The 26,320-nt window shown below is 44.8% G+C and carries 23 protein-coding genes; 14 read left to right on the top strand and 9 right to left on the bottom strand.

Translation table 11 applies throughout. From position 1 onward, the window contains the following. Positions 1–35: 35 nt before the first annotated feature. From R8G66_03725 to R8G66_03675, 11 genes are all read left to right on the top strand, one after another. Complete coding sequence (locus tag R8G66_03725) at positions 36–3,083, top strand: tetratricopeptide repeat protein (GenBank protein MDW3191441.1); 3,048 nt, start codon at positions 36–38, stop codon at positions 3,081–3,083. 5 nt (positions 3,084–3,088) lie between these two features. Continuing rightward, complete coding sequence (locus R8G66_03720; protein ID MDW3191440.1) at positions 3,089–4,750, top strand: hypothetical protein; 1,662 nt, start codon at positions 3,089–3,091, stop codon at positions 4,748–4,750. A gap of 98 nt (positions 4,751–4,848) precedes the next feature. Next, positions 4,849–5,961: an SPOR domain-containing protein gene (locus R8G66_03715; GenBank protein MDW3191439.1), complete on the top strand. Its 1,113-nt coding sequence runs from the start codon at positions 4,849–4,851 to the stop codon at positions 5,959–5,961. A gap of 81 nt (positions 5,962–6,042) precedes the next feature. After that, positions 6,043–6,702 (top strand): MotA/TolQ/ExbB proton channel family protein, encoded by a 660-nt coding sequence (locus tag R8G66_03710; GenBank protein MDW3191438.1) that lies wholly within the window; start codon positions 6,043–6,045, stop codon positions 6,700–6,702. Next, the gene (locus R8G66_03705; protein ID MDW3191437.1) at positions 6,699–7,088 is read left to right on the top strand and encodes a biopolymer transporter ExbD; all 390 of its coding nucleotides are present in this window, start codon (positions 6,699–6,701) and stop codon (positions 7,086–7,088) included. The genes R8G66_03710 and R8G66_03705 overlap by 4 nt, the downstream gene beginning before the upstream one ends. A gap of 5 nt (positions 7,089–7,093) precedes the next feature. Then, positions 7,094–7,969, top strand: a complete 876-nt coding sequence (locus R8G66_03700; GenBank protein MDW3191436.1) for a hypothetical protein — start codon at positions 7,094–7,096, stop codon at positions 7,967–7,969. A 13-nt stretch (positions 7,970–7,982) separates the two neighbouring features. Continuing rightward, positions 7,983–9,266 carry a folylpolyglutamate synthase/dihydrofolate synthase family protein gene (locus R8G66_03695; GenBank protein MDW3191435.1) on the top strand — a complete coding sequence of 428 codons (1,284 nt, stop codon included), beginning with the start codon at positions 7,983–7,985 and terminating at the stop codon, positions 9,264–9,266. Continuing rightward, a complete protein-coding gene (gene trmB / locus R8G66_03690) occupies positions 9,263–9,916 on the top strand; it encodes a tRNA (guanosine(46)-N7)-methyltransferase TrmB (GenBank protein ID MDW3191434.1) in 654 nt (217 codons plus the stop codon). The genes R8G66_03695 and trmB overlap by 4 nt, the downstream gene beginning before the upstream one ends. Before the next feature lie 10 nt (positions 9,917–9,926). Then, the gene (locus R8G66_03685) at positions 9,927–10,391 is read left to right on the top strand and encodes an FKBP-type peptidyl-prolyl cis-trans isomerase (protein MDW3191433.1); all 465 of its coding nucleotides are present in this window, start codon (positions 9,927–9,929) and stop codon (positions 10,389–10,391) included. A 13-nt stretch (positions 10,392–10,404) separates the two neighbouring features. Next, a complete protein-coding gene (locus tag R8G66_03680) occupies positions 10,405–10,881 on the top strand; it encodes an FKBP-type peptidyl-prolyl cis-trans isomerase (GenBank protein MDW3191432.1) in 477 nt (158 codons plus the stop codon). A gap of 326 nt (positions 10,882–11,207) precedes the next feature. Beyond that, positions 11,208–11,408 carry a hypothetical protein gene (locus R8G66_03675; protein ID MDW3191431.1) on the top strand — a complete coding sequence of 67 codons (201 nt, stop codon included), beginning with the start codon at positions 11,208–11,210 and terminating at the stop codon, positions 11,406–11,408. 81 nt (positions 11,409–11,489) lie between these two features. Here the strand turns inward: R8G66_03675 and R8G66_03670 are convergent, their stop codons facing one another. The 3 genes from R8G66_03670 to R8G66_03660 all read right to left on the bottom strand — a co-directional run bounded on the left by R8G66_03670 (position 11,490) and on the right by R8G66_03660 (position 15,307). Continuing rightward, positions 11,490–12,800, bottom strand: a complete 1,311-nt coding sequence (locus R8G66_03670) for a DUF4249 domain-containing protein (protein MDW3191430.1) — start codon at positions 12,798–12,800, stop codon at positions 11,490–11,492. A gap of 96 nt (positions 12,801–12,896) precedes the next feature. Continuing rightward, positions 12,897–14,201, bottom strand: a complete 1,305-nt coding sequence (locus tag R8G66_03665) for a DUF4249 domain-containing protein (GenBank protein MDW3191429.1) — start codon at positions 14,199–14,201, stop codon at positions 12,897–12,899. A 59-nt stretch (positions 14,202–14,260) separates the two neighbouring features. Next, positions 14,261–15,307 carry an adenylate/guanylate cyclase domain-containing protein gene (locus tag R8G66_03660; protein ID MDW3191428.1) on the bottom strand — a complete coding sequence of 349 codons (1,047 nt, stop codon included), beginning with the start codon at positions 15,305–15,307 and terminating at the stop codon, positions 14,261–14,263. A 75-nt stretch (positions 15,308–15,382) separates the two neighbouring features. Here R8G66_03660 and R8G66_03655 point away from each other — a divergent pair, with 75 nt between their 5' ends. Both R8G66_03655 and R8G66_03650 read left to right on the top strand, forming a co-directional pair. Continuing rightward, the gene (locus R8G66_03655; GenBank protein MDW3191427.1) at positions 15,383–16,084 is read left to right on the top strand and encodes a VOC family protein; all 702 of its coding nucleotides are present in this window, start codon (positions 15,383–15,385) and stop codon (positions 16,082–16,084) included. Between the two features lie 116 nt (positions 16,085–16,200). After that, positions 16,201–17,118 (top strand): DUF5996 family protein, encoded by a 918-nt coding sequence (locus tag R8G66_03650; GenBank protein ID MDW3191426.1) that lies wholly within the window; start codon positions 16,201–16,203, stop codon positions 17,116–17,118. 73 nt (positions 17,119–17,191) lie between these two features. On the opposite strand, the gene R8G66_03645 is transcribed toward R8G66_03650, so the two are convergent. The 4 genes from R8G66_03645 to R8G66_03630 all read right to left on the bottom strand — a co-directional run bounded on the left by R8G66_03645 (position 17,192) and on the right by R8G66_03630 (position 18,702). Next, the gene (locus R8G66_03645; protein ID MDW3191425.1) at positions 17,192–17,332 is read right to left on the bottom strand and encodes a hypothetical protein; all 141 of its coding nucleotides are present in this window, start codon (positions 17,330–17,332) and stop codon (positions 17,192–17,194) included. Beyond that, positions 17,329–17,622: a hypothetical protein gene (locus tag R8G66_03640; protein ID MDW3191424.1), complete on the bottom strand. Its 294-nt coding sequence runs from the start codon at positions 17,620–17,622 to the stop codon at positions 17,329–17,331. The genes R8G66_03645 and R8G66_03640 overlap by 4 nt, the downstream gene beginning before the upstream one ends. 223 nt (positions 17,623–17,845) lie before the next feature. After that, complete coding sequence (locus R8G66_03635) at positions 17,846–18,127, bottom strand: hypothetical protein (protein MDW3191423.1); 282 nt, start codon at positions 18,125–18,127, stop codon at positions 17,846–17,848. A 41-nt stretch (positions 18,128–18,168) separates the two neighbouring features. Further along, complete coding sequence (locus R8G66_03630; GenBank protein ID MDW3191422.1) at positions 18,169–18,702, bottom strand: sigma-70 family RNA polymerase sigma factor; 534 nt, start codon at positions 18,700–18,702, stop codon at positions 18,169–18,171. 110 nt (positions 18,703–18,812) lie between these two features. Between R8G66_03630 and R8G66_03625 the strand changes: the two genes are divergently transcribed. After that, complete coding sequence (locus tag R8G66_03625) at positions 18,813–19,151, top strand: TIR domain-containing protein (GenBank protein ID MDW3191421.1); 339 nt, start codon at positions 18,813–18,815, stop codon at positions 19,149–19,151. A gap of 489 nt (positions 19,152–19,640) precedes the next feature. On the opposite strand, the gene R8G66_03620 is transcribed toward R8G66_03625, so the two are convergent. Both R8G66_03620 and gltB read right to left on the bottom strand, forming a co-directional pair. After that, complete coding sequence (locus tag R8G66_03620) at positions 19,641–21,083, bottom strand: glutamate synthase subunit beta (protein ID MDW3191420.1); 1,443 nt, start codon at positions 21,081–21,083, stop codon at positions 19,641–19,643. Positions 21,084–21,085: 2 nt separating this feature from the next. After that, the gene (gene gltB, locus R8G66_03615) at positions 21,086–25,570 is read right to left on the bottom strand and encodes a glutamate synthase large subunit (protein MDW3191419.1); all 4,485 of its coding nucleotides are present in this window, start codon (positions 25,568–25,570) and stop codon (positions 21,086–21,088) included. Between the last annotated feature and the right edge of the window lie 750 nt (positions 25,571–26,320).

The following is a 26,320-nucleotide window of genomic DNA, read 5'->3' as shown; positions in this document are numbered from 1 at the left end:
CTTCGTTATAGCAGAGTTAAACAGGCATGTTAAGTGTGAATAAGCACCTCACTTTTACAATTTTTTGGTTGTTCGCCCTGATCGCAGGGGCACAAAATTCCGGTCAGCAAGCAAGCGAAGACCGAAGTTATGACCTCATTAGAGATTTAATCGCGGAGAAGAGTTGGACGCTTGCGCATCAGCGTGCTACCGATTTTGCGGAACAATTTCCTCAATCTGATGAACTCGAAGAAGTCAAATATCTTCAGGTTTTGAGTGGCCTCAATGGCTTTTTACCGAGTAGTACAGCGTTGGCAGATGATTACCTCGACAACAGAGCGCCCGGTGTGAGAACCGATCTTATCCGAATGGCCTGGGCCGACCAATTATTTGCACAAAAGAAATATGAAAAGGCAAGTGACCTTTATGAAGGGATCACCCGGCAATTTGTAGCACAAAAGGATTATATCCGTGCGCAATATTTTGTGGCTTATTGCAGCTATGCCGCCGGAGATCGGGACAAAGCGCTTACGAAGTTCAAGGAAGTCACTCTTTATCAGGATGAATACCGCATAAAATCTGCCTACTACGCCGGAACAATCTTATATGAGCAAAAATCTTTTGAAGAAGCACTTCGCTACCTGTTGATCGCAGATGAAGAAAATCCCCTACAATTATCGGGGATGATTGCCAATGTGTATTTTCAATTGAACCGGAGGGATGATCTGGTTGCTTATGCGAAACAAAAAATAGAAAAGAGCAACCGGGCGACGAAAATTGCCCTGTATCGTTTGCTGGGGGAAGTATATTTTGATCAAAGGAATTTCGAACTAGCGGCTGACAACTTTCAGCGATCTATTGATTTAGCCAAGAAAGGGGTAGAAGTGAGCACGTATTACAAACTAGCATTTTCTTACGACCAGTTGCATCAGTCAGATAAAGCCATTGATAACTACAAAATAGCCGCACTTAAAAACTCTGAGATAGGTCAGTTGAGTGCCTTTCGGTTAGGCGAGCTTTATGTAAACCAGGAGGATTACAATTTTGCAGCTCAGTCTTTTGAACAAGCTTCTCGCTTTGATTTTAATACTGAGATAAAAGAGCAATCCACTTTTTTGCCGGGAAAATTGAAACTCAAGATTGGTAATTTTGATGAGGCCATTACGGATCTGGAGCAATACCTTGAAGATTACCCAGATGCAAGTTGGCAATCCGAAGCCACTGATTTATTGGCAGAAGCCTATCTCAGAACATCTAACTACGAAAAGGCCATTGCGCACATTGAAAGCTTGCCTCGGCAAACCTCTGTTACCCGAACTGCCTACCAGCAAGTCACTTTGAGAAAGGGGCAACAATTGTTCAATGAAACCAAATTTGAGCGTTCCAGACGATTTCTGAGCAAATCATTGCGTTATACACCTAATCCGGAATTGGTGGCGCAGGCGCATTACTGGATGGCAGAATCTTATGTGGCGAGCGAAGACCCTGCCGCAGCTAAACGCGCCTATCAATCCGTGCTCAACCTCGGTGGGGGTCGGGAAGTGCGACTGTTGAAAGGACTATCGCATTACGGGTTGGGGTACATTGCTTACAATGAAAAAGCTTATCAACGAGCCGCAAATGCATTTCAGGCCTATTTGTCTACGGTGGATTTAAAGCATGCCTATTATCAGGATGCACAGTTAAGACTTGCCGATTGTCAGTATGCTTTAAAGGAATTTGATCAGGCTCGGTCGGGATATGAAACTTTGCTTCACGGTGATTATCCACGCAAAGATTATTTGCGTTACCAGTTGGGGTTGGTTGCTTATCAGCGAGAGGACCTGGCAGAAGCAGAGCTGCAACTCAGGTTTGTGATTCAGGATTATCCAAACTCGGTTCTTGCTGACAATGCCGCTTTCCAGAATGGTCAAATGTGGTTTGAGAATGCGGATTTTGCTTCAGCTATTCGAACTTTTTCTATTGTGATTGAGCGATATGGGTCCAGTGGATTGTTGCCCTATGCACTGGTCAGACGCGGTGTTTGTGAGGCCAACTTGGAGGAACTGGAGAAAGCGGAAGAAGATTTTGCTCGGGTGATTGCTGAATTTCCTAACCATGTTGCAGCAGGCGATGCCATTATTGGATTGCAAGACCTGCAAAAACGTGGTGTTGAAGTAGCTTCGTTTAGCGAGTTGCTGGCGCAATACAAGCAGGCCAATCCGGATAATTCCAGCCTGGAAAGTATCGATTTTGAGCAGATCAAAACCAATTATTTTAATCGGAAATATGCACAATTGGGCTTTTTGGTGGATCAGTTTGTGAAAGACTACCCGGAAAGTAACTTTTTGCCGGATGCCTATTATTACCTCGCTGATGGCTACTACCGTTCTTTCGACTATGTACAGGCCGTGACCCAATTCAATCGCCTGTTGGTATACCCCAATTACGATTATTATCAGCGTGTATTAGATAAGCGCGGAAAGTCTTTATTGAAATTAGAGAGAGGCAGGGAGGCAGTTCAGAATTATCAACTCCTGAGCGGTGCAGCGCGCAACCCCCGTGAAAAGTACCTGGCGCGGGAAGGGTTGATGAATGCTTTTCAGGCCATTGATGCAGATAGCGCCATCTATTTCGCGGATGAGATTCTGACAGCAAACTGGAAACCGATAAATGGGGAGCATCTTGCACAATTGACGAAACTAAGGTTGTTCATGACGCAGGATAGAATAGCGGAAGCAAAAGCCATCGCCGATCAATTGCGACAGGAATCCAGTGATGAAGTAGGGGCTGAAGCAGCATACCAGTACAGTTTTATTCAAGCTGAAGAAGAGGATTTTGCTGGTTCGAACCAGAGCATTTTTCAATTACTCAATGAGTTTGCGTCCTATGCCAACTGGACAGATCGTGGCTATTTGTTGTTGATTGATAATTATATCGCATTGAACGAACTCTTGCAGGCGGAGGCTACGGCCAATTCTATTTTGGAGAAGTCTACCAATGAAGCATTGAAGCTGGAGGCAGCAACCAAACAGGAACAGATAAAGGCGTTAGAGCTTGAGTTGCTGCAACAAGAACAAGATTCGACAGAACAGGTCATTAACGAAGCGGATAGTATCAAATGAGAGGATTGACCCTAATTTTTTTGTGTTCGATCATTGGATTTTCTGCGTTAGGGCAAGCCAATGATAGCCTGCCCAATAGTGGTGAAATCCGGAGTGCGGAAGTGTTGATCGAGAAAGAGCGTAAGATTGTGCTACCTACAGCCAGTCGTCTGTTTCAAACAACAGAAATCAAAGAATTATCGAAAGAACCACCTCCGGTTAGTTTTTCGATCAATGCCCCTCAAATTGCTTTGCCGAAATATGTGCCCACTTTCAGGACACTGTCTTTGGAGAAAGGTAAAAAAGATAAGACTTATGCCAATGAAGCCATACTGGGCTTTGGTAATTATATATCCCCGCTGCTGAGTTTTACGCATTTGCAAGAGAAGAATGAATGGACTTTTGGAGCCAATTTATTCCATGAGAGCTTTCTGGAGGGGCCTGTACGCAATCAGGAAAGCGGTTCGTCCCTGACACAATTGGGTATGCGCATTGCCTGGAAATCGGAAAATACACGGTTTAGTTTTGCTCCTCAATTCAATCGGACCGGCTATTATTTTTATGGTTTGAGCGATGAGGCCTTTGCCAATCCTACAGAGCAAACTTTGACAGACCGGATCAGAACGCAAGATTTTCAGCTGAAAGCGGTGCTATCCGGAAAAGGTATCAGTGATAAACTGAGGTACCGAATAGCTCCAAAAGTTTCCTTCGTGTCTTCCGCTGAAATAGGCAAATCAGCTTTCGCCAATGAATCAAATTTTGACATAGATGCAGGAGCTGATTTTTCTGTAGATAAAAAGAATCGTGTAGGCCTGGATTTTAGGGGCCTTACCAGTAGTTATGAAAGTGGCACCTCTCTCAAGCGAAGCGTATTTTCGTTTGAACCGTGGTACCGTACCAAAATCAATACGATTGATTTTAAGATAGGCTTACAGGCGAATGCCATTAGTGATACAGATACAGCTACACAAACTCAAGTAGGAGCAGTGATGGAGTTGCGCGTTCCATTTGGCGGCTCATGGAGCATCACGGGAGGAATAGACAACCGGATCAGATTCAACCGGTTATTAGATCTGTATCCGCAAAACCCGTTCGTGGAGGACAGCCTGAGTTTAAGAACTTCCGTTGAAAAGGTGCCTTTTTATGGGGTGTTGAAAGGAGCCATTTTACCAAATCTGGAAGTAGAAGCGGGCGTAGAGATCAGGGACATTGAAAATGCCATTTACTTTGAGCCTTCACTCATCGATAGTTCCCGATTTACCATGGATTATGATACAGCCGAACTCAATGTATTTAAATACCATGTAGGACTTAATTACCATGTTAATGAGTCGTTTGAACTGAAAGCAGGCTTCAGTTACTTCGACTATTCGCCTGGTAGTGAAGTGGAGGCATGGAATAGGCCCACAAGCGTATTCGACCTGAGTGGTGTCAAAAGGTTCGATAAATGGTTGCTTACAACTCGTCTGAAGGTTGTTAACGGGATCATTGCTCCTTCACCAGTTGATTTTCAACCTGTCGACCTCAAAGGGTTTGCCGATCTAAGCCTAAAAGTGGATTATCGCATAAATGAACAATCTGCTGTATTTTTGCAGGGAGAAAACCTTTTTAACCAATCCTACGCGTATTTTTTGAATTATCCGACGCGTAGAATCGCGATTAAAGCAGGTTTCCGGTATCGGTTCTGATCAAATTGCGTAACAATTTCGTAATCTGCTCTAATCCAATACTGAAACTTTTGCTAAATTGACGACCTAATTGAAGCTATTTGGATTAACATATTAATATGGCCGACGACAGCACCAACGAAGAAGAACCTAAAGAAAGGAAAAACGAGTACTTCGATGATGATGAGGACTTTGGTCTTCCGGATCTGGAATATGATGAACTGGATGATGAAGATGAGCCTCTCGAAGAAGAACTGGATCTTGAGGTAGAAGTTGATGGTGAGGATGAATCACTAGAGGAGCTTGAAATAGAAGATGCTCCTGCCGAACCTGAACCAGAACTCATTGATTTAGAAGACAATGATGTTTCCGGAGAATTGGATCTGGATGAAAGTTATAGTGAGCCTGAGGCTTCAGAGGATTCTACGGATATTGGAGATATCAGTGAAGAAGACCTTGATGACATTGAAATCTCGGATGAAGACCTGGAAGGCGTTGACTTTGACGACATAGATCTGAGTGATATCTCTGAAGAAGACCTTCAGTTAGATGACGAGGATACCGACTTCTATGAAGAAGAGTCATACGAGGACTTTGAAGGTGAATCGGCAGGTGCTGATATTTTCGAATCTGAAGGAAGTTCTTCTGGTAGCTCAGAAGATTTGAGTGCCGAAGAATTGGCAGAACGAGAGAATAAAGGAGTGGAGTTCAAATACTCCGACCCACAAAGCAGGAATTCCTTTACCCGCATTGTGGTGATCGGTACGGTCGTGATAGCGGTTCTTGGTCTTTCTTTATGGTTTGCGTTCTTCCGAACAGGAGGAAATGAGCAGATTGCGGAAAAGCCTAAGCAAGAGCAGCCTGCTAAACCAAAACCGGAACCACCCAAAGAGGATCCTAAGCCAGTACCGTCAGATCCTAAGCCCGAGCCTGAACAAGTGAAACCAGATCCACAACCACTGACCGTGGAAGCAGGTGAGATCACCAGGTTGAGTGCTAAAACAGGTCAGGCTTATGTCATCATCGGAAGTTTTGTCGACGAAGATCTCGCTGGAGATTACGCGCAGGAACTGGCTGATGACGGCAAGAGTCCAACGATCATTCCTCCATTCGATGACCACCGGTTTTACCGGGTAGCGATTGCCTCCTATAGCACCTTTGCGGATGCCAACAATGCAGTCAATAATTACAAAGGAGAGTTTGGAGATGACATTTGGGCACTCCGGTATTAATAAAATTTTTAAAAAATAATGGAAAGGGACATCATAATGATCGTCCCTTTTTCGTTTTAGGTAATAGTCAAAAACGAGTGTATGTTATTACAGGTTGATACAACGGTGGCCGATCAGGAGGCCATTACGGTGTTAGAGTTACTGCTGAAAGGCGGATACATGATGATCCCGATCTTTTTGTTGTGGATTATTGCGATCTATATTTTTATTCAACGTCTGCTGGTGATCAAGAAATCTTCACAAACTCCGGAGAATTTCAAAGATCAAATCCGGGAGAAAGTTTCTAAAGGGGATATCGAAGGTGCAAGGGTACTCTGTGCTCAGACCAATACGCCAGTAGCTCGTATGATTGAAAAAGGAGTGGAGCGCATTGGAAGCCCGCTTAAAAATATTGAGGTGAGCATCGAGAACATTGGAAAGATCGAAGTTTACCGATTAGAAAAGAACCTGGGTATGCTGGCGACCATTTCCGGTGCAGCGCCCATGATCGGTTTCCTGGGGACGGTTACGGGTATGATCCAGGCGTTCATTGCGATTGCCCAAGAGGAAGGTGCCGTAAGCCCCAAATTGCTTTCCAGCGGGATCTATGAAGCCATGATCACTACTGCGGCGGGTCTGTTCGTAGGAATTTTGGCATATCTCGGATACAATTACCTGATCACCAGGGTGCAAAAGCTGATCCATAGCATGGAGTACAATTCCATCGACTTCATTGATCTATTACAAGAGCCTACCAAATGAACCTGAAGCAAAAACATAAGATCGATGCTGCTTTCAGCATGTCCTCAATGACGGATGTGATCTTTCTGTTGTTGATCTTTTTCATGCTTACGGCCTCCTTTATAACGCCCTCTGGTTTGCCGGTAAACCTCCCGACTTCCAAGAGCTCTACTATCGTAATGCAAAAAGTAAGCGTGACCATTACCAAGGAGCGGAAATACTTTGTGGATGACCGTCAGGTAAACATTAATCAGATGGAAGCCGTATTAAGAACAGCGTTCGAAGGGAAAGAAGGGGTAGTGGTATTGCATTGTGACAAATCGGTACCCGTTGAGGATATGGTAGCAGTTGCATCTATTGCAACAGCTCTGGAAGCGAAGGTGTCCATCGCTACAAAACCCAATTAAGCGGTATGGATCAGGAAGAACAAAAGAATAATCGAAAAAGTGCACTGATCACCGGTGGTATCCAGCTGGTGTTCTTGCTTTTGCTGTACTTTTTGGTCGCCTGGAAAGAACCCTTTCCGCCCATTCCTGAATACGGTATCGAATTAAGTTTTGGATTACAGGACACTGGACGACCCGCTACTCCTACTCAGCCACCCGTTCAGGAAACGCCTCAACCGGAAACTCCAGTAGAACAGCTGGTACAGGAGGAGGTCCAGGAAGTGACTGAACCGGCCGATCAACCTGCAGAAACAGAAGATATCAATAGCCCTGATCAACAAGAAGTCGCGGAGAACGAAGAGGTGAGCCAGGAAGTAGAAGACACACCTGAAGAACCGGTGGAAGAGGTTGTGGAAGAAGTGATCGAAGCGCCTACGGAAACGGAGGTAGTTCCTGAGCCTGTAGTAGAAGAACCTGTTGAAGAGCCCCAAGAAGAACAGCCTGAGGTGGCTTTGCCTGAAGAAACGGAGACCAGCGATAATCGCGGACAATCTAATAAGGACGGCCAGGAAGGAGATCCTGAGGCTGAAATTGATGAAAGAGCCCTGTATGGTAACGTGACCGGGCAAGAGGGTGCCAGTCTGGAACTCAGTGGCTGGATCTGGGACTTTGAGCCGACTCCTTATGATGACTCACAAGAGACTGGAAAGATAGTCTACGAGATCACGATTGACGATGAAGGGTATATCATCAAGACTATTCCAATTCTGAGTACCGTTTCTCCTTCGGTTGAGAAATATTACCGACAAGCGGTAGAGCGGCTGACATTCAGTAAGACTTCTACCTATAAAACTGCTCCTACTTCCTCAGGTAAAATTACTTTTGTGATCAAATCAAAGTAATTGCCCCCGAGCATTGAAGACCTATCAGGAAACCCTGGACTTTCTTTTTTCGCAACTACCTATGTACCAGAAGGTGGGGAAAAGTGCGTTCAAAAAAGACTTGACCAATACCCGTGCATTATTGGAGGCTTTAGGTAATCCGGAGCAGACATTCAAGTCCATACATATTGCCGGTACCAATGGGAAAGGGTCCAGTGCAGCCATGCTGAATGCGATTCTGATCGAGGCGGGATATCATACAGGCTGCTATACTTCACCACATCTCAAGTCCTTCACGGAGCGCATCACTTTGAATGGTCAACCTATTCATGAGGAGGAAGTCATTGCATTCACTGAATTGATCCAGCCACAGATCAAAACCATCCAGCCATCGTTTTTTGAGATTACTGTAGCCATGGCTTTTTGGTATTTCAGTAAGCAAGAAGTTGACATAGCGATCATTGAAACAGGATTAGGTGGCAGACTGGATAGTACCAATGTGATCACTCCTGAAGTTGCTTTGATCACCAAAATTGGCATGGACCACATGGACATGCTGGGAAATACGCTTGCGGCCATTGCTGGGGAAAAGGCTGGGATCATCAAACCAAATGTTCCTACGGTGCTGGGCAGTGATCAGCCAGAGATTATACATGTTTTTGAAGAGAAAGCCCGATCGCTCGATAGTGAATTGATCGTATCGAGAGATCGCTACCGATGGGAAAGTAAAGAAGGACCAATAGGAAAACAAACGATTGATTTGCAGGTCGGTGAAACCTTAATGTACGAATCATTGGAAGTGAATAGTGCGGCAGATTATGTGCTGGACAATCTGCCGGGTGTGTTGGAGGTCCTGGAGAAATTGAGACCCAAATACGCAGAAATCAATGAACAGGCTATTCGTCAGGGGTTGGCAAAATTCCAATTGAAAGGCCGCATGCAGCTTTTGAGCCGAAACCCGTTGGTAGTAGCAGATGTGAGTCACAATGAGCAGGGGTTGAAAGCGCTTTTTCATCAGGTGCGGCAATGGCCTGTCGATAAATTGCGAATTGTACTGGGGTTAGTGAGGGAAAAGGACCTGTCGACGGTTCTAACCATACTGCCCAAAGATGCGATCTACTATTTCACACAAAGTCAGGTGCCGCGTGCACTTCCTTTGAGTGCTTTGAAAATAGCAGCAATGGATGTTGGGATGCACGGAGCAGCTTTCGCTAATGTTAATATTGCTATGGCAGAAGCGAAGACTCAGGCGGGTGAAAATGATTGTATATTAATTTGTGGCAGTACTTTTGTGGTCGCAGAAATCAATGATTTGTGAGGCAAAAGCATAAAAGATACAGTGAGAATTTTGCACGGGAAAACGTGCTGGAACCGGGAAAGGAACTATTCGAAAAGATCAAGGGTAATTGGAGAAGTACCATGTTCGGCAATGGAAACGACTTAGTCGTTGAGCTGGGCTGTGGGAAAGGGGAATACACCATTGGCCTGTCCAGGGTATATCCAGATCGAAATTTTATCGGGATCGACATCAAAGGTGACCGAATCTGGGTGGGGAGTAAAATGGCAGAAGATGAAAAGTTGGGTAACGTGGCTTTCTTAAGAACACAACTGCATTATTTTGAGAAATTTTTCGAAGAAGGTGAAGTGTCTGAAATGTGGTTGACTTTTCCTGATCCTCGTCCTCGAGACAGGGATGAAAAGCGAAGGCTGACTTTTCCGCGATACCTCAATCTTTACAAACACGCCTTGAAAAAAGATGGTTGGTTCAAGTTCAAAACGGATAATACGCCTTTATTCGATTGGACACTTGAAGTCCTGGAGCAACAATTTCCGGTACGAAATTTGAGCTACACCCATGACTTGTACGAATCCGACCTGATGTCCGAGCATTTTGGCATCCAAACCAAATACGAGAAACTTTTCTCCGACAAAGGAGAAAAAATCAAATACATGAAATTTCAATTTTAATCATTACTGAATGAAGCGATTTATACTTTGTCTTTTTGTTTTAGGGTCCTTGGTGGGGTGTAAAGACGATGACGAACTCACCTTTGAACAACAATTGGCTGTAGATACGGAATTGATTGATAGTTTCCTTGCGGCAAATAACATTACCGCCCAGATTGATGCCAGTGGATTGAGGTATGTCATCCACGAGCAGGGTGAAGGTCTAACTCCCGAGCCTGCCAGCGGGATTGTTGCAGCTTATGAAGGAACCTTCCTTGATGGAGAAGTTTTTGACAGCAACTCGGAATTTACCTTCCGACTTTCAAACATGATCGAAGGGTGGATCATCGGACTGCCATATATTCAGGAAGGTGGAAGAATGTCCTTGTACATTCCCTCAGGATTGGCCTATGGCACCAGAGGCACTCAATCTGGGAGTATTCCTCAAAATACGGTCATTACGTTTACCGTGGAGATCATTGATATCTGGGAATAATTAAGCCACTGAGATGAAAAGTAAATTACTGATGATTTGTATGGGCACATTGGTTGCCCTTAGTAGTTGTTTGAAGGAACAAGAAGTAATATTCGTATCGTTTGAAGAGCAGATGGCGATAGATCTCGAGATTCTGGATGAATACCTCGCTGATAATAACATTACAGCTCAGACAGATCCAAGCGGATTACGCTACGTCATTCGAGAACAGGGAAATGGACCAACTCCTGAATTGACCGGTACAGTTCGAGTGGGTTATGAAGGGACATTGCTGAATGGGGACGTTTTTGATTCGAATGAAGGAACTTCCTTTCAATTAAATAATTTGATTGAAGGCTGGCAAATTGGTATTCCGCTGATACAAGAAGGTGGCGATATTACACTGTACATTCCTTCCGGCCTGGCTTATGGACCCCAGGGGATTCCAGGATTTATTCCAGCAAATGCCAACCTGATCTTCACGATTCAATTGATGGAAGTAACCAATTGATGAAAGTTTGGTCCTAATTGGTCTAAACAAGTCCGTTGATATCAATAAGCTCTCTATTTAGAGGGCTTTTTTTGCTCCAAGGTGGGGAACCTATAGAATTTTGCCTTTTTCATCGATGGAAAAGTGGGGACGGGAGATGGTGCTTCAAACCTCATTAAACCCACAGAGGATGATTCAATTTTCTTACCGACATATTAGATCTTAAGAATTACATTCAGTTAGGAGTTGCTCAGAAATATTACTTGATTCAGAATTTACGGAAAATTGATCGAACACTTTTGTCTGTTAATCGTTTTTTTATCGTCCCTCATTAACTTCGAGCACTTATGAAAGGATTGGCCTATAGCAGTCTAAGGACTGGTAAGAAATATCGACTCACCAACTTCGGAGAAGTGCTTGAGTTTCGGTTGGAGAAAATCCTTCCCAGAGACTTCTTATTGAAAGATCTTACCACCCTCGAGACTTACAAGATGAGCCAGCTTACACAGTTTGGTAAAGGCGCGGATTTCGAGATTTTAGAAATTTAGATTAGGCAAGGGCCTTTCTGTAATCACTTTGGGATCAGTAAAGCATTATGTTGATCAGCAGGAGTCAGATTGATTCATTCTCTAGGGTACTACCTCCCATACTTCCGGTCGATCATAGAGCCCATGCCAGGTGCAATCACCGCAATATTTCCAGGTAAAAAAAGCGAAATTTCCTCTGATGTCAGTAATGACCCTTTCACCTTCACAGGGTCCATTGAGGGATGCGTCCAATCGACTCCAATTAAAAAAGTTAGCAATTCTTGTGATCGTATCTCCATTTTCGATCCTGATGTCCTCTCGTTGGAATATGACTCGTACGGGCACTTCATAATCCACCACACAGTTGGTCCAGATGCTGTCCAAGGGGCAGATCCACTCTTGCGTTTGAATGCCATCGTCCAGAAAATCCCGGTAGCTAAGTGTGCGCCTTGCTTCCGACACCCCAGCAGCCTCGAAATAGCCCAACACGGGCATGGTTGTGCCGGGCTGTGGACTGATATTGCCTTTGAGTGTGCCCAACTGGCGATCGGACAGAGAACCGGCTGATTCATTGATGTCTCTTAATTGTCGAAAGAAATCGTAAGTGTCATCGGAGATGGTGTATTGTCGGACACCAATGCGATAATCATAGGCCAGATCGGGCAGCCATTCATTGACGAATTTCAAAGGGTATTCAGAAATTCGATTTTCACTGAGATTGCGCGTGGTACTGATCAGGGTCCTTGACTGTTGCCTTTTTCGATAACATCGGCCTAAATCACGTTCCCTGGGAAATACCTGAAAGGAACTTAAGGTTCCGCTATAATCATATTTCGAGGGGTACGGCACGTCTACCGCATAACTTTCCTGGAACTCATACCGAAAATTATGGTGTTCCGTAGCATCAGAATGTGCATCCAGAAATAGCTGCACACCATCCAGATTGGTTTCATTGAAATCAGCAGGGACCACCACGAACCTGCCATAAACACTATCTATTTCCACTGGAGCTAAGAGCGTTTCTTCCGAGGATAGATATTGCTGTCCATCCGAGAGTGCGATCTCTAATTGGTAAGTCTGTCCAGGAATACCTGCAAAACTAGAATCCGTGATGTATTGGCCTGGTTTGGCTTCTCGCAATGAGATCCGCTGGCCATTCGATAGATAATTGACAACCGCAGAACTTACTGGGCGGAATGATGAACTGTCCAGGCGTTCGGAAAAAGTAAGTTGCACCATATGTGCTTTAGTCTCATTGGTCAGTGTAGCATCCACAACCAACGCAGAAGCTTCTTCAAAAATCTCAAGTTCGTATGGATAGACGCACGAAAAGAAAAGTAGTGAGATGATCGCAGGATATATACAGACCTTCCATTGTTTCAACTCCTCACAAGCTTTCAGTAGTTTCCTCATGATTGGGTGAATTTTCGTGAATAGAAGCTTAGTGATAGCTTCTCTTTAGGAGTATCATGTGGATAGGATCGTTTATGAAGTGCTACGATGTGCATTTTAAGGGAGGTCCTCCCAGACTTCAGGTTTATCGTAAAGTCCATGCCATGTGCAGTCGCCACAGTAGCCCCAGGTAACAAAGGCGAACTGTCCTCTGATATCAGTAATGACCCATTCGCATTCTCCGTTTACAGCTCCGTCCAGTCGACCCCAGTCAAAGTAGGGTACGTTTCTGGTGATGGTGTCTTCACCTATGATATCAACAATTTCTTCTCGTTCAAAAAGAAATGGTATTGACAGTTCATAATCTATCGTACATCCGGTCCAGATGCTATCGAGCGGGCAGACCCAATCAAACGTCTGGATGCCATCATCAATGAAATCATGGCGACTAAATGTCCTCCTGACTTCAGAAACGCCTGCTGTTTCAAAGTATCCCAATACCGGAAGAGTCGTTCCTTCCTGGGGTTTGATATTTCCAGTAAGGGTACCTAATTGTCGATCTGATAGACTCCCCGGAGATTCGTTGATATCCCTAAGTTGCCGAAAGAAATCGTAAGTATCGTCGGAAATGGTATACTGTCTTACGCCAATTCGATAATCATAGGCCAGGTCTGGTAACCACTCATTGATGAATTTCAGTGGATATTCGGAAATCCTGTTTTCACTTAAATTTCGAGTTGTGCTGATCAGTGTTCGGGATTGTTGTCTTTTGCGATAACACCGACCTAACGGTCGCTCGCGTAGGAATACTTCAAAGTTCCCTTCTGAGACTGATCCTCGGTGGTCATACTTCGAAGGATAGGGGACATCTACCGCATAACTTTCTTGGAATTCATACCTAAAATTGTGATGTTCTGTAGCATCCGAATGGGAATCCAGGAAAATCTGCACGCCATCCAGATTCGTTTCATTGAAATCTGCCGGCACAACCAAAAACCTGCCGTAAATACTATCTATTTCCACAGGTGCGATGAGCGTTTCTTCCGTTGATAAGTATTGTTGCCCATTCGAGAGGGTGATCTCTAGTTGGTACGCCTGTCCGGGAATACCGGCAAAACTGGAATCTGTGATGTATTGGCCGGGTTTGGCTTCTCTCAATGGGATCCGCGCGTCATTGGATAGATAGTTGACTGCAGCAGACGTCACCGGACGGAATCGTGAGCTGTCCAAGCGTTCGGTAAAAGTTAGTTGTACGAGATGCGCTTTGGTCTCATTGGTCAGTGTGGCATCCACCACCAACGCCGAAGCATCTTCAAAAATCTCAAGCTCGTATGGATATACGCACGAAAAGACAAGTGATGCCATGAATAGAGGATAACCCCATACATGCCATACCCTACAGGCATTTCGTTGTTTCCGCATGATTAGGTTGGTTGGTTAGATGGATAACAACGTTTGGGAGAAATCCCTGTATGAAAATTTTATTTTTTCGTGATTTTGTACAATTCCATTTGGTGTTCTTTCCCTTTTAAATGGATATGACCTGCGTTTTCGATTAAGTAAGGTTCCTGATCAAATGATTCCATGAGTGCGCTGGAGATCAACAATTCGGCACCAAGAGCGTTGCATTGCCCTTGAATCCTTGCAGCAGTATTGATCGGGTCGCCATGATAAGCAATTTCCTTTTTGTATTTTCCAATTTCAGTTACAGTGACGGTACCTCCATGGAGTCCGGCTTTGAAAAAGGGGATGATCCCATATTTGGATTCATAATCAGTCGCTTTTGCATTCAGGTGATCTTTGAATCGATAGAATGCCTGAATAGCATTGTTTTGCTTAACTCCACGATCAAAGGGCCAGGTCAGGACCACTTCATCACCCACGTATTGATAGATCTCTGCCTCATTTTCCATGACCACTCCCAGGTCATTGAAACAATCCTGAATAAGGGAACTGTATTGAATATGTCCGAGTTTTTCTGCGTGAGAAGTGGAAGATTGCAAATCCAGGAACATGAAAATCCGATCTTCTTCCCTGGGGTGGTAAAATTTACCTTGAAGTAGCTTACCCAGGTTTCCTTCACCGAGCATGACACTGACTTGTCGGATCACAACCAGTACAAAATCTGTGACAATCACGAAGAAATAGATAGCTCCACTACCGGTATCAAAAGCAAAAGTGACCAGGCTGATGTCCGTGCCGAAAAAGGCCTGATAAGTAAAGTAGGCAATCGTGATCAGCGAACCCAGGAACAAGATCCCGTAAACGAACCTGATCAACAATAAACGACGAATAGGAACACGCCGATACCACTTTTCTTCCGCCCATACTTGCGCAATTCCGGAAATCAAGCCCATCATCGGCCCTAGTGTGAAGGACATGAGGAGACTGTCGGTAAATCCGAATTGGAGGCTGCCCAGTTCTTCTGTGCCGACTCCTCTTACGATAGAGAGAAAAAGGAAAGCGACGGTCCAGCCGATGACATAATCCCGGACTACTTTGATCCTTATGCGTGTAGAATATTTCAAGAAACAATCGCTATTTAGCGAATATGGCGGTATTGCAGGGAAGAGACAAACATTCAATCACTATCTTTATTTGAAATGAGATGGATTGTATGCATTGGTTTATTGGGGATCATTCACTTTGCAGTTGGTCAAGTAAGAGTAGATCATGTCATTGCAGTAGTAAATGACCTGGATAGTGCCAAATCAGTCTTCATCGATAAAGGATTTCTGATCAAAGAAGGCAGGTTGCATGACAATGGATTACTCAATGCGCATATCAAATTTGCGAATCAAAGTTCCTTTGAATTGATAACCGTAAAAGGTACGGCTACAGATCCATTGGCCAGGCAATACCAATCGCTATTGACCGAGGGGGAAGGAGGGGTATTTCTGGCATTAACAGGACATGATCATGATTCACTGAAGCACCTACTGCAAGGGATGCATATTCCTTTCCTGGAGACCAATGGTAAATGGTGGAGGTACCTGTCGTTTCCGGAAGACTCTAAACTGGCTCATCTCTTTTTCATCGATTACCTTTTCGATCCAGCCCGCATGAACGATCCCACTGATCATCCTAACGGGATTTCCAGGATAGCCAGCATGCAGATGGAAGGCGCAAAGGCCTTGAAGCAGTTTTTACGTTTGCTTGGGCTAACGGGGGGGGCGGATTTCAACACGTCTACAGGATTGATAAGTGTAATTCCTATCATTCAGGAAACAAAGCGTCCGAGGTTAACGGGGATCACTTTTGAAGGAGAAGAAGTACCTGACTTGCAGGTCGACTGGCGTAAGTAAGTCTTTTTGAGTATGCCAGACCGATGAATGAAATCTTGATCTGAGACACATTTGTTAATCTACCTTAATGCAAAGGTTCATTTTGTGCGTCATGTTTGTGTCAAAAAAGAATTGACATGCAACCCAATATGAACAATGGCTGGCCTGAGCTGGAATTTGAACAGTATCAGGAAACTTTAGAAACCTTACATCAATGGTTTCAGATCGTCGGAAAAGTGCGATTGAAAACCATGCCCTGGCAAAACCATTCGTGGCACACCACGCTCTATGTGTCGTCCACTGGATTTTCTACACATGGCATCCCTTATGAAGGGCGCATTTTCGAGATAGATTTTGACTTCAAGCGGCACAAGCTGTTGATCCAGTGCTCCAATGCGGCGCCATTGACCATGGATCTGAAACCAAGAACAGTGGCTTCATTCTATGAAGAACTGATGGAGAAGCTCAACAGCATAGGAGTGACACCCAAATTACATGCGCGCCCAAATGAAATGGAACCTGCGATTCCGTTTGCAAAGAATACGGAACATACGGATTACGATCCCGAAATGGCTACTGCACTGTGGCAAGCTATGCTAAAGGTGAATGGGGTATTCAATCAGTTCCGCACAGAATTTGTGGGTAAAGCAAGTCCGGTTCATTTGTTCTGGGGCGCTTTTGATCTGGCGGTGACGCGATTCTCAGGACACGGTGCACCGGAACATCCAGGCGGAATGCCAAACATGCCCCTGGAAGTGATGCAGGAAGCATACTCACAAGAAGTGAGCAGTGCAGGATTCTGGCCAGGTTCGAAAGATTCTCCTATGCCTGTATTCTATGCCTATTCCTATCCGACAGGAGAAGGGTTCGGGGAGCAGAAAGTACTGCCTTCGGAAACTTTCTATAGCCCGGAAATGGGTGAGTTTTTCCTGAAGTATGAGGATGTGATCAAGTCTGATGATCCCGAGAAGACCTTGCATGACTTTCTGCAAACTACCTACGAAGCGGCGGTCAATACTTCGAATTGGGATAGAGAGAAATTAGAGAAAAGTTGAACTAAGGTTTCTTAAAAAACTAAATAAGAAAATCCCCCGATTCAATTTTCGGGGGATTTTTTGTGGTCAAAAATTAGCAATCCTCATGCTGATGCCAGTGCTGGTGTACATGGCGGTACTTTTCCCAGTGGTCCGTTCCAACAAAAGCAAACAAACTTCCAAACGTGATGGCTGCTGCAACCAAAGCCACGATCAATCGGGTTGACTTTTTCATGCTTCTTCTGTGTTTGAATGAGTTGCCTGATGATGAGAATGGCCACATCTGCCTCGATGAGACATGCGCTCTTTGAAGTTCGTGTACTCATCATCACTCATGTTGCGAATTTTATCCGCATACGCCCAGCCATAAGGTCCACGGTAACCTCTGTGACGACCGAAAAATCGCGCCGCGATCCCGAATAGAGCAAAGACCACCAGTACCTTAAATACAAAGAATGGGATATAGAACAATGCCGCACCTAGTAAGGCACCTCCTAAAATAGTTTTTATTATTTGTCGATTCATCTTCTTGTGTTTTTCACTTTTTAAATGATTATCAAACAGGAAGACGAACCAGAAATTGGATTACTTTAAATGCAAGGAATTTTTTTTATTTTTTTGAATGAAGGTTTGATGAATGATATGGTCATATTCATTTAACCGTCATTCCCGCGCAGGCGGGGTGCCCGACCAGGGAATCTCAAACAAAGGATTACCTACTATCGTTTTGTGAGAATTTCGTGAGGGATTAACACTTCTCCTTCCACTTCGTTTTCATCTGTTCCCTTTCCTCCTCGCTCATGTTTTGCCATTTCTCCTTCCAACGACCCGGCCCACCACGCCGACCCGGTCCACCTTTCCAGGGGCCACCTTTGAATCCACCAAACAAGATCCTGCTCAATAGTAACAGCCCGGCCGCTTGCCAATAAGTGACCACACTTACGCCTGTGACCGGCACCAAAACCTGATTCCACAACCACATGACCAAAAAGGACAGCAACGCAGCAAAACCCAGGACGAAGACAATCATGAAAGGGATTCTTTTTCTCCAGTGTTTAGATCCAGGCATATTCAAAGGTCGTTAAGTTCTTCATAAAAATTTTGTAATTGCTTTCGCAAGGCTTGCACGGCATAGCGCTTTCGAGAAATGACGGTTTTCAGGCTTTCTCCTTTACTATTTGCGATTTCTTGTAGCGTCAGGCCTTCCAGTTCATTTAAAACAAAGACATCTCGCTGCTTTTCAGGCAACTCATCCAGCGCGGCCATCAACTCTTGCCAGAATAAATCAGTAAAGAATTCATCATCCGGAAATTCATCCGGCATGATCGAAAGTGCATCCAGTTCCTCCGATAGGGGATCATCCAATGTATCTTCCTTTTGCTTTCGGTAGCCGTCTACGATCCGGTTCCTTGCATTTTGAAACAGCCACGCCCCGATATTCTCAATGCCCCCCAGGTCGATCACATTATTGAGTGATACCCAAACATCCTGCAAAATATCCTCGGCATCCTCTTCCGAGCGCACACGCCCCCGAATGAACCCAAACAGCCGATTGCTGTAGGATTTAATGACCGAAGTAATGGATGTTTTTCGTCCCGTGGACATGAGGGTAAGATAGGGGATTTGGCAAATAAGAAATGTAATGATGATACGAGCCAAGAATGAATCTTTGGAATCATTTTGTAAAAGCGGTAGCTTTAATAAATGTTGTTTTTATGAGTAATCGACATAAGGTTTTCGTAAGTTATCATCATGATAATGACCAGGCATATCGAGATATGATATCTAAATCCGTACAAATCGGAGATATTGATAGCAATTTGAAGGTAGAAACTGTTCGGCAAAAAATAAGAGATGAATATCTGAGAGATAGTACAGTTACTGTTGTACTAATTGGAAAAGAAACCTGGGCAAGAAAGCATGTGGATTGGGAAATCGGCGCCTCAATTCGAAGGTTTCTATATAATTCACGGTCAGGTCTTCTTGGAATATTTTTGCCGTCACATCCTGATTATGCTAAGGATAACGTCAGAGGCAACTTGATACCACCATGATTGTGTGATAATGTCAAAAATAAATATGGGAGGCTTTATCATTGGAGCACTAATCCTAATCATGTACAACAATGGATACACACAGCTTTTCTTAATAGGGATAAAGTAAATCCTGATAATTCCTATCTAAGTTTTGGTAAAAACAGATCAGGTATTGGATGGCAATAAGAACCAAGATAAATTAATTGACTAAGGGCTAATCTTTCTACTTGGAAGGAAGGAAAATAGAAAGTTGGCAACCATTATTATTCCTAAACGCTCATTCACGCTATCAAACCCTTCATAACTACACCAAATGGCTCCATACCACCCTGGAAAGTCTCCATGGGAGTTATTAAGTCTTTATGGTGATAATAATGCACTCCATGCCATCACAGAAGGTCTCCATGGGAAATTCTACACTGCCTGAAATTTGCAACTTCAGGAAACGATAAAACCTCATAGGTTTTAAACTGCGTCTTTCCGATAAACCTATGAGGTTTATAAATCCTACAACTGATACTCGCTCAGCTCCTTAGACGGGAGATTGCTGGTCTTTTTCAGGTACAGGTCCATGTTGCGAGCAGCTTCTCGACCTTCAGAGATAGCCCATACAACTAGCGACTGACCTCTACGCATGTCACCAGCTGCAAATACACTCTTCACGGAAGATTCATACCCTCTGGTATTGACATTGCCACGTGGGTCCAGCTCTACACCCAATTGCTCGATCAAACCTTCTTTTTGTGGGTGCGCAAAACCGATGGCCAGCAATGCCAGGTCGCAAGGGTGTACTTCTTCTGTACCTTCAATTTCTACGGGACGACTGTCTTTCCATTCAATCTTGACCGTCTTCAGGCCGGTGATCTTACCCCCTTCACCGATGAATTCTTTGGTCATGATGGACCAGGATCGATCCACACCTTCTTCATGTGAACTGGAAGTCCTTAGGACCATCGGCCATTCAGGCCAGGGATTCAACACCGCTCTTTCAACTGGAGGTTTATCCAGTAATTCGAATTGTAAGATGGACTTGGCGCCGTGACGATTGGAGGTCCCAATACAGTCACTTCCTGTGTCTCCACCTCCAATCACGATCACATGCTTGTCCTTGGCGGAAATATCAGCTTCTTGAAAATCAATGTCTGATACGCGCTTGTTCTGCTGCGTCAGGAAGGACATGGCGTAATGAATGCCTGCCAGGTCTCTGCCAGGAATGGGAAGATCTCTAGGTATGGTAGAACCGCCCGCCAACAGAATCGCATCGTGTTGGCTGTTCAATTCTGCTGCGGTGATGTCAAATCCAACATGGCAATTGGTCACGAATGCAATGCCTTCTGCTTCCATGATGGAGACACGTCGCTCCACCACGGACTTGTCCAGTTTAAAATCCGGAATACCAAATCGCAGGAGTCCTCCGGGCTTGGGATCTCTTTCGTAGACGGTCACATGATAGCCTGATTTGTTCAGCTGATCCGCTGCTGCCAATCCAGCCGGACCTGAACCCACGATGGCTACTTTCTTATCAATGCGTTCTGTCGGTGGGTTAGGAGTGACCAGACCCAATTCAAAACCCTTCTCGATGATCGACTTTTCGATGTGCTCAATCGCTACCGGAGGCTTGTTGATGCCAAGGACGCAGGAACCTTCACAAGGAGCCGGGCAAATACGTCCCGTGAACTCCGGGAAGTTATTCGTCGAAAGCAAGATCTCTAAAGCCTTGGCCCAATCTTCCTGATAGACCGCATCATTGAAATCAGGAATGAAATTGCCTAATGGACAGCCACTGTGGCAAAAAGGAACGCCACAATCCATGCACCGGCTGGCTTGCTCTTTGGTCAGCTCATCGGAATGCGGAACATACAATTCTTTATAGTCCGATACCCTTTCCTCGACATTCCTTGATTCGGGGAGTTTTCTGTCTACTTTGATGAATCCGTCAATACTTCCCATGATTACGCTACTTTATCTTTCAGTTTCTTACTTTCCAATACTCTTTTCAGGTCATTTGGCATCACCTTCTTGAATTGGGTCACAATCTCAGACCAATCATTCAGGTATTGCCCGGCTAATGGGCTTCCAGTCAATTCCAGGTGCTTTTCTACCTTTCCTTTGACCAGTGCTATGTCTTCTTCTGTCAATGACTCAATTCCAATCATTTCAGGGTTGACCCGCTGATCGAAGGAATTGTCTGTGTCCAGCACATAAGCAATACCACCACTCATGCCTGCTCCGAAGTTGTTGCCTACGCGACCCAGTATGATGGCCAGGCCACCCGTCATGTATTCACAACCATGATCGCCAATGCCTTCTACGACCGCCTCAGCACCGGAATTTCGAACACAAAAACGTTCTCCCGCGTGACCATTGATGTAAACTTCACCGGAGGTCGCGCCATACAGTGAGACGTTACCAATGATGATGTTGTCATGCGGTACGAATTTCGAATCAGCATGTGGCTTGATCACGATCCGGCCTCCAGATAGTCCTTTCGCTACATAATCGTTGGCTTCACCGGCCAATACAAATTGCAATCGAGGAGCCAGGAATGCACCAAAACTCTGACCAGCTGAACCTTCGAAATGGATGTTGATCGGATCGCCAATGACCTTGTTTTTGGTCAGGAAGCCAGAAAGCATGGTTCCGGTGGATCGATCCGTGTTCTTGATCGGGTATTTCAATTCGAAAGGAGGAGAGGACTTTTTCAAGTCTTTGATCATTCGCTGATCCAGTACTTTTTCCAACCCATGATGCTGATCGATTTGTCGATATGTGCCCACATGAGAAGGAGCCCGCTCGTAGTGTAAGATAGGTGTAAGGTCCAGTTTGTTGATCTTCCAGTGATCAATGTCTTTTCTCAGCTTCAAGACATCTGAGTGGCCTACCATTTCGTTCACGGTTCGGAAACCTAGGGTCGCCATGATCTCACGGAATTCTTCTACCAGCATCTCGAAGAAATTCACGACATGGTCCGGATCACCGGTAAAAAGCTTTCGCAATTCTGGTTTTTGTGTAGCAATTCCAACCGGACAAGTGTTCAAGTGACATTTACGCATCATGATGCAGCCTTCAACAATCAAAGCTGCGGTGCTGATGCCATACTCTTCTGCACCCAATAACGTTGCTACGGCCAGATCTCGGCCCGTCATAATCTTACCATCCGTCTGCACTACCGTGCGGCTTCTCAGGTTGTTCTTTACCAGTGTCTGGTGTGCTTCTGCCAGGCCGATTTCCCACGGAAGACCTGCATGTCTGATGGAGCTTAATGGACTTGCGCCTGTGCCACCATCGGCACCAGAGATGAGTACCACATCTGCCTTGGCTTTTACCACGCCAGCAGCAATGGTGCCAACGCCTGCTTCAGAAACAAGTTTAACATTGATCCTCGCATCAGGATTACTGTTTTTCAGGTCATAGATCAACTGCTTCAGATCCTCGATCGAATAGATGTCGTGGTGTGGAGGAGGAGAGATCAGTCCAACGCCTGGCGTACTGTGACGCACCTTGGCGATCCATTCGTCGACCTTATGGCCGGGCAATTGGCCACCTTCACCGGGCTTGGCACCCTGCGCGATTTTTATTTGCAATTCCTCGGCATTATTGAGGTAATCGATGGTTACCCCAAATCGCCCGGAGGCTGCTTGCTTGATGGCGGATCGTTCCCAATCGCCATTGGGTTTCTTCTCGAAGCGAGCCACATCTTCACCGCCTTCGCCGCTGTTGCTTTTTGCACCGATACGGTTCATCGCAATGGCGAGGGTGGAGTGCGCTTCATGTGAAATGGAACCAAAAGACATGGCGCCTGTCGCGAAACGTTTTAGGATGTTGGCGGCAGGTTCTACCTCGCTCAGCCGAACCGACCTTCTTTTCTTGAACTCAAAGAGGTCCCGAATATTGATGATCTCCGCGCTTTCATCGTTGACACTGGCCGTGTATTCTTTGAAAAGGGCGAAATCCTTCAGCTTCGTAGATTTCTGCAACAAGTGGATTGTCTTGGGGTTGAGCAGGTGCTTTTCACCCTTGCGTTTCCACTGATATACGCCACCTGTCTCAAGCAATGCGCCTTTTGCTGCGTATGAAGCGCGGTGTTTGACCAGTACCTCTTCTTCCAGATCCGCAAATTCAAGACCATCCAATCGACTGATGGTGCCTTTAAAGCATTTGGCAATGACTTCTTCTCCCAAACCAACGCACTCGAAAATTTGAGCCGCCTGATAAGACTGCAAGGTGCTGATCCCCATTTTAGAAAGGATCTTCAATAAGCCTTTGCCAACGCCCTTGATGTAATTCTCGAAATAATGCTCAACCGGATGTTCATTATCTAGTTGACCTTCATCATGCGCATTTCGAATGGTATCGTAGGCCAAATAAGGATATACCGCGCTGGCACCATAACCAATGATCGTCGCAAAATGGTGAGTTTCCCAGGTATCACTGCATTCGGCGATTAGTCCTGCCTTCGTACGAAGTTTCTGATCAACCAGGTGATGATGGATGGCGCCAATGGCGATCAAGCCTGGAATTGGTGCACGTTTATCCGTTTCTTTTCGGTTGGAGATGATCAATACCGAGATCCCCTCGCTGATGGCTCGTTCCGATTCTTCACAGATGCGATTGACTGCATGGAAGAGACTTTCACCACCATCGACATCAAACGTAGCATCAATGACCTGGTAGTAAAACCCTTCTTTTTCCAGTGCCTTGATGCGATAGAAATCGTCTCTGGAAAGAATGGGCTGAGAAATGTGTACTTGTCGGGAGTGCTCCGGCGTTTCATCCAGAATGTTCTGTGATTCACCAATACGGGTGAAAAGCGACATCACCAGACGTTCCCGAATAGGATCGATCGGAGGGTTACTTACCTGCGCAAAGTATTGCTTGAAATAGTTCGCCACATGCTGACTTTGCTTAGACAGAACGGCCAACGGAATATCTGCTCCCATAGAACCAAGTGGTTCGGAGGCTGTGCGTGAGAAAGGAAGTATGATGTGCTTGACATCTTCTTCAGTGATCCCGTTAGAGATCTGTCGGGTAAGCAAGCGATGTGGCTCAATGACTTTGGGTTCCAGATCAGGAATCGGCATCAACCGAAGTTTGATCCGGTTTTCTTTGATCCAGTCGAAGTAAGGTTTGCCTTCGTATACGGCTTTCTTGATCTCATTATCGAACAGTACTTCTTGCTCATCCAGATCAGCCATGATCATCTTACCTGGCTGCAATCGACCTTTCTGTAAGATCTGTTCTTCTTTCACCTGTAAAGCACCCGCTTCTGATGCCATGATCAGTCGCTTGTCGGTCGTGATGCAGAACCTTACGGGACGCAGGCCATTTCTATCGAGCGTAGCGCCGATTTGTTTACCATTGGTGAAAAACAATGCGGCAGGACCATCCCAGGGCTCCATCAAGGCGGCGTGGTACTTGTAAAACGCTTTGCGCAACGGGTGCATGCGTTCATTATCCTGCCAGGCTTCCGGTACCATCATCATCATCACGTGTGGTAGAGACCGGCCAGCAAGCGTTAGTAATTCCACGAGTGCGTTCAAATTCGCCGAATCCGAATTGCCAGCATCAGTGACGGGCAAAAGCCAGGAGAGTTCTTCTTCCGTGAAATACGGAGAACTCATCAAAGCTTCTTTGGACTGCATCTTCGTCACATTCCCCCGGATGGTATTGATCTCGCCATTGTGGGCGATGTGACTGAAAGGCTGAGCCAGTTTCCAGTTAGGGAAAGTGTTGGTTGAGAAACGAGAGTGAACGATGGCCAGGGCAGATTTCAGTTCCGGATTGACCAGATCATGATAGTATGTTTCTACCTGGTTTGTTTTCAACTGTCCTTTATAAATGATCGTCCGGGTCGATAAGCTGGTGATGCAAAATTCATCGTTAGCAGCCGGAACTTCCTTTTTTACTTCGTTGGTGATCAGGTGACTCAATACGAAAAGCTTTCGTTCCAGATCTTCTTGTTGGAGTTGGTGATCTTTGCTTTGTAGAAAGATTTGCTCCACAAATGGCTCCACCGACTTGGATTCATGGCCTGGAACATTGCCGTCTACGGGTACAGGTCGATAACCCAGTAGCTGAAAACCCAGCTTACGGATCGCATTGTTCATCACTTTGCGACATTGATCGCGAGTAGGGTAGTGCTGCGGAAAAAAGATCATCCCAACACCATATTCACCTTCGTCGGGAAGGTTAATCGCCAACTCACGTAATTCTTGTTTGTAAAAAGTGTGAGGTATCTGGATAAGGATGCCTGCACCATCACCAGTTTCGGGATCACTTCCAGTCGCTCCTCGATGTTCCATGTTTTTCAACATGGTCAGGGCATCTTTGACGGTCTTGTGAGATTTTCTGCCGTTGATGTTTACGACACAGCCGACACCACAGGCATCATGTTCTAATTTTTCGCAGTAAAGCCCTTGTCCTTGGTTACTCTCCATATTCAGTCAGGTGTATTAAGCACAGAATGAATAGCTAAATTATAGACGTTTCACCAATGAATAATTGGCTATAAGCCCTATAGGAAAGGGAATTTTTGAAAGATTGGTAATTCAGAGAAACTAAATGGATGGAAAATGCTATTCTTTCAATAAGATATCGATTTCTAAGAAATATTTTGAAAAAATCCGCATTCTTAAAACTTTTCAAAAAGTTGATTTAATCGTGTTTTTAACGGGTTAGTAAGCTTGGTTAATTTGTGATTAATTAAATTCTATAAGTAGATGGTTTTTTTGAGCAAAATGAAAAAACGTAATTTTTCACAGTCAAATTTATTTTTATAATAAACTGAAAATCAGTATTTTGTATTTTAAATTATGAAAAAACGTATTTTTTTATCATAAGTATTATCCAAATTGAATTTTGATAATCAATCATCTTTTCTGTAGAATAAGTTTAAATCATTTTTGTTCATTTCATGTTTTGCAATACGTCACTTCGGGGAATATATTTTGGTAAATAGACATTCCCATCTGATTAATCCTCATGAGTATTTTCTAGTATTATTTGATGTGCAAGCAAGCTGTGGTTAATGCCGAGTTAAACTTCAACGCTAGTTAAATGGTAGGGTGCCAATCTGGTCTTCTAACGCTGAATTTATAAGGTATTTGTAACGAAGAGCAGTAATCAAATTTTGAAATGAATTTCTTTTTGACACGCACAGACAAGTAAAGGCGGACGGAGTACCATAT

It is taken from the genome of Cytophagales bacterium, from assembly GCA_033344775.1.
Taxonomy (GTDB): Bacteria; Bacteroidota; Bacteroidia; order Cytophagales; family Cyclobacteriaceae; genus JAWPMT01.
The sequence above is the reverse complement of the archived record's forward strand: the minus strand, read 5'-3'. Positions and strand labels throughout refer to the sequence as shown.

Excerpts from the sequence above, each read along its gene's own strand:
- R8G66_03715 (MDW3191439.1), top strand. The coding sequence starts at position 4,849 with ATGGCCGACGACAGCACCAACGAAGAAGAACCTAAAGAAAGGAAAAAC.
- R8G66_03710 (MDW3191438.1), top strand. The coding sequence starts at position 6,043 with ATGTTATTACAGGTTGATACAACGGTGGCCGATCAGGAGGCCATTACG.
- R8G66_03705 (MDW3191437.1), top strand. The coding sequence starts at position 6,699 with ATGAACCTGAAGCAAAAACATAAGATCGATGCTGCTTTCAGCATGTCC.
- R8G66_03700 (MDW3191436.1), top strand. The coding sequence starts at position 7,094 with ATGGATCAGGAAGAACAAAAGAATAATCGAAAAAGTGCACTGATCACC.
- R8G66_03685 (MDW3191433.1), top strand. The coding sequence starts at position 9,927 with ATGAAGCGATTTATACTTTGTCTTTTTGTTTTAGGGTCCTTGGTGGGG.
- R8G66_03680 (MDW3191432.1), top strand. The coding sequence starts at position 10,405 with ATGAAAAGTAAATTACTGATGATTTGTATGGGCACATTGGTTGCCCTT.
- R8G66_03675 (MDW3191431.1), top strand. The coding sequence starts at position 11,208 with ATGAAAGGATTGGCCTATAGCAGTCTAAGGACTGGTAAGAAATATCGA.
- R8G66_03670 (MDW3191430.1), bottom strand. The coding sequence starts at position 12,800 with ATGAGGAAACTACTGAAAGCTTGTGAGGAGTTGAAACAATGGAAGGTC.
- R8G66_03665 (MDW3191429.1), bottom strand. The coding sequence starts at position 14,201 with ATGCGGAAACAACGAAATGCCTGTAGGGTATGGCATGTATGGGGTTAT.
- R8G66_03655 (MDW3191427.1), top strand. The coding sequence starts at position 15,383 with ATGAGATGGATTGTATGCATTGGTTTATTGGGGATCATTCACTTTGCA.
- R8G66_03650 (MDW3191426.1), top strand. The coding sequence starts at position 16,201 with ATGCAACCCAATATGAACAATGGCTGGCCTGAGCTGGAATTTGAACAG.
- R8G66_03645 (MDW3191425.1), bottom strand. The coding sequence starts at position 17,332 with ATGAAAAAGTCAACCCGATTGATCGTGGCTTTGGTTGCAGCAGCCATC.
- R8G66_03640 (MDW3191424.1), bottom strand. The coding sequence starts at position 17,622 with ATGAATCGACAAATAATAAAAACTATTTTAGGAGGTGCCTTACTAGGT.
- R8G66_03635 (MDW3191423.1), bottom strand. The coding sequence starts at position 18,127 with ATGATTGTCTTCGTCCTGGGTTTTGCTGCGTTGCTGTCCTTTTTGGTC.
- R8G66_03630 (MDW3191422.1), bottom strand. The coding sequence starts at position 18,702 with ATGTCCACGGGACGAAAAACATCCATTACTTCGGTCATTAAATCCTAC.
- R8G66_03625 (MDW3191421.1), top strand. The coding sequence starts at position 18,813 with ATGAGTAATCGACATAAGGTTTTCGTAAGTTATCATCATGATAATGAC.
- R8G66_03620 (MDW3191420.1), bottom strand. The coding sequence starts at position 21,083 with ATGGGAAGTATTGACGGATTCATCAAAGTAGACAGAAAACTCCCCGAA.
- gltB (MDW3191419.1), bottom strand. The coding sequence starts at position 25,570 with ATGGAGAGTAACCAAGGACAAGGGCTTTACTGCGAAAAATTAGAACAT.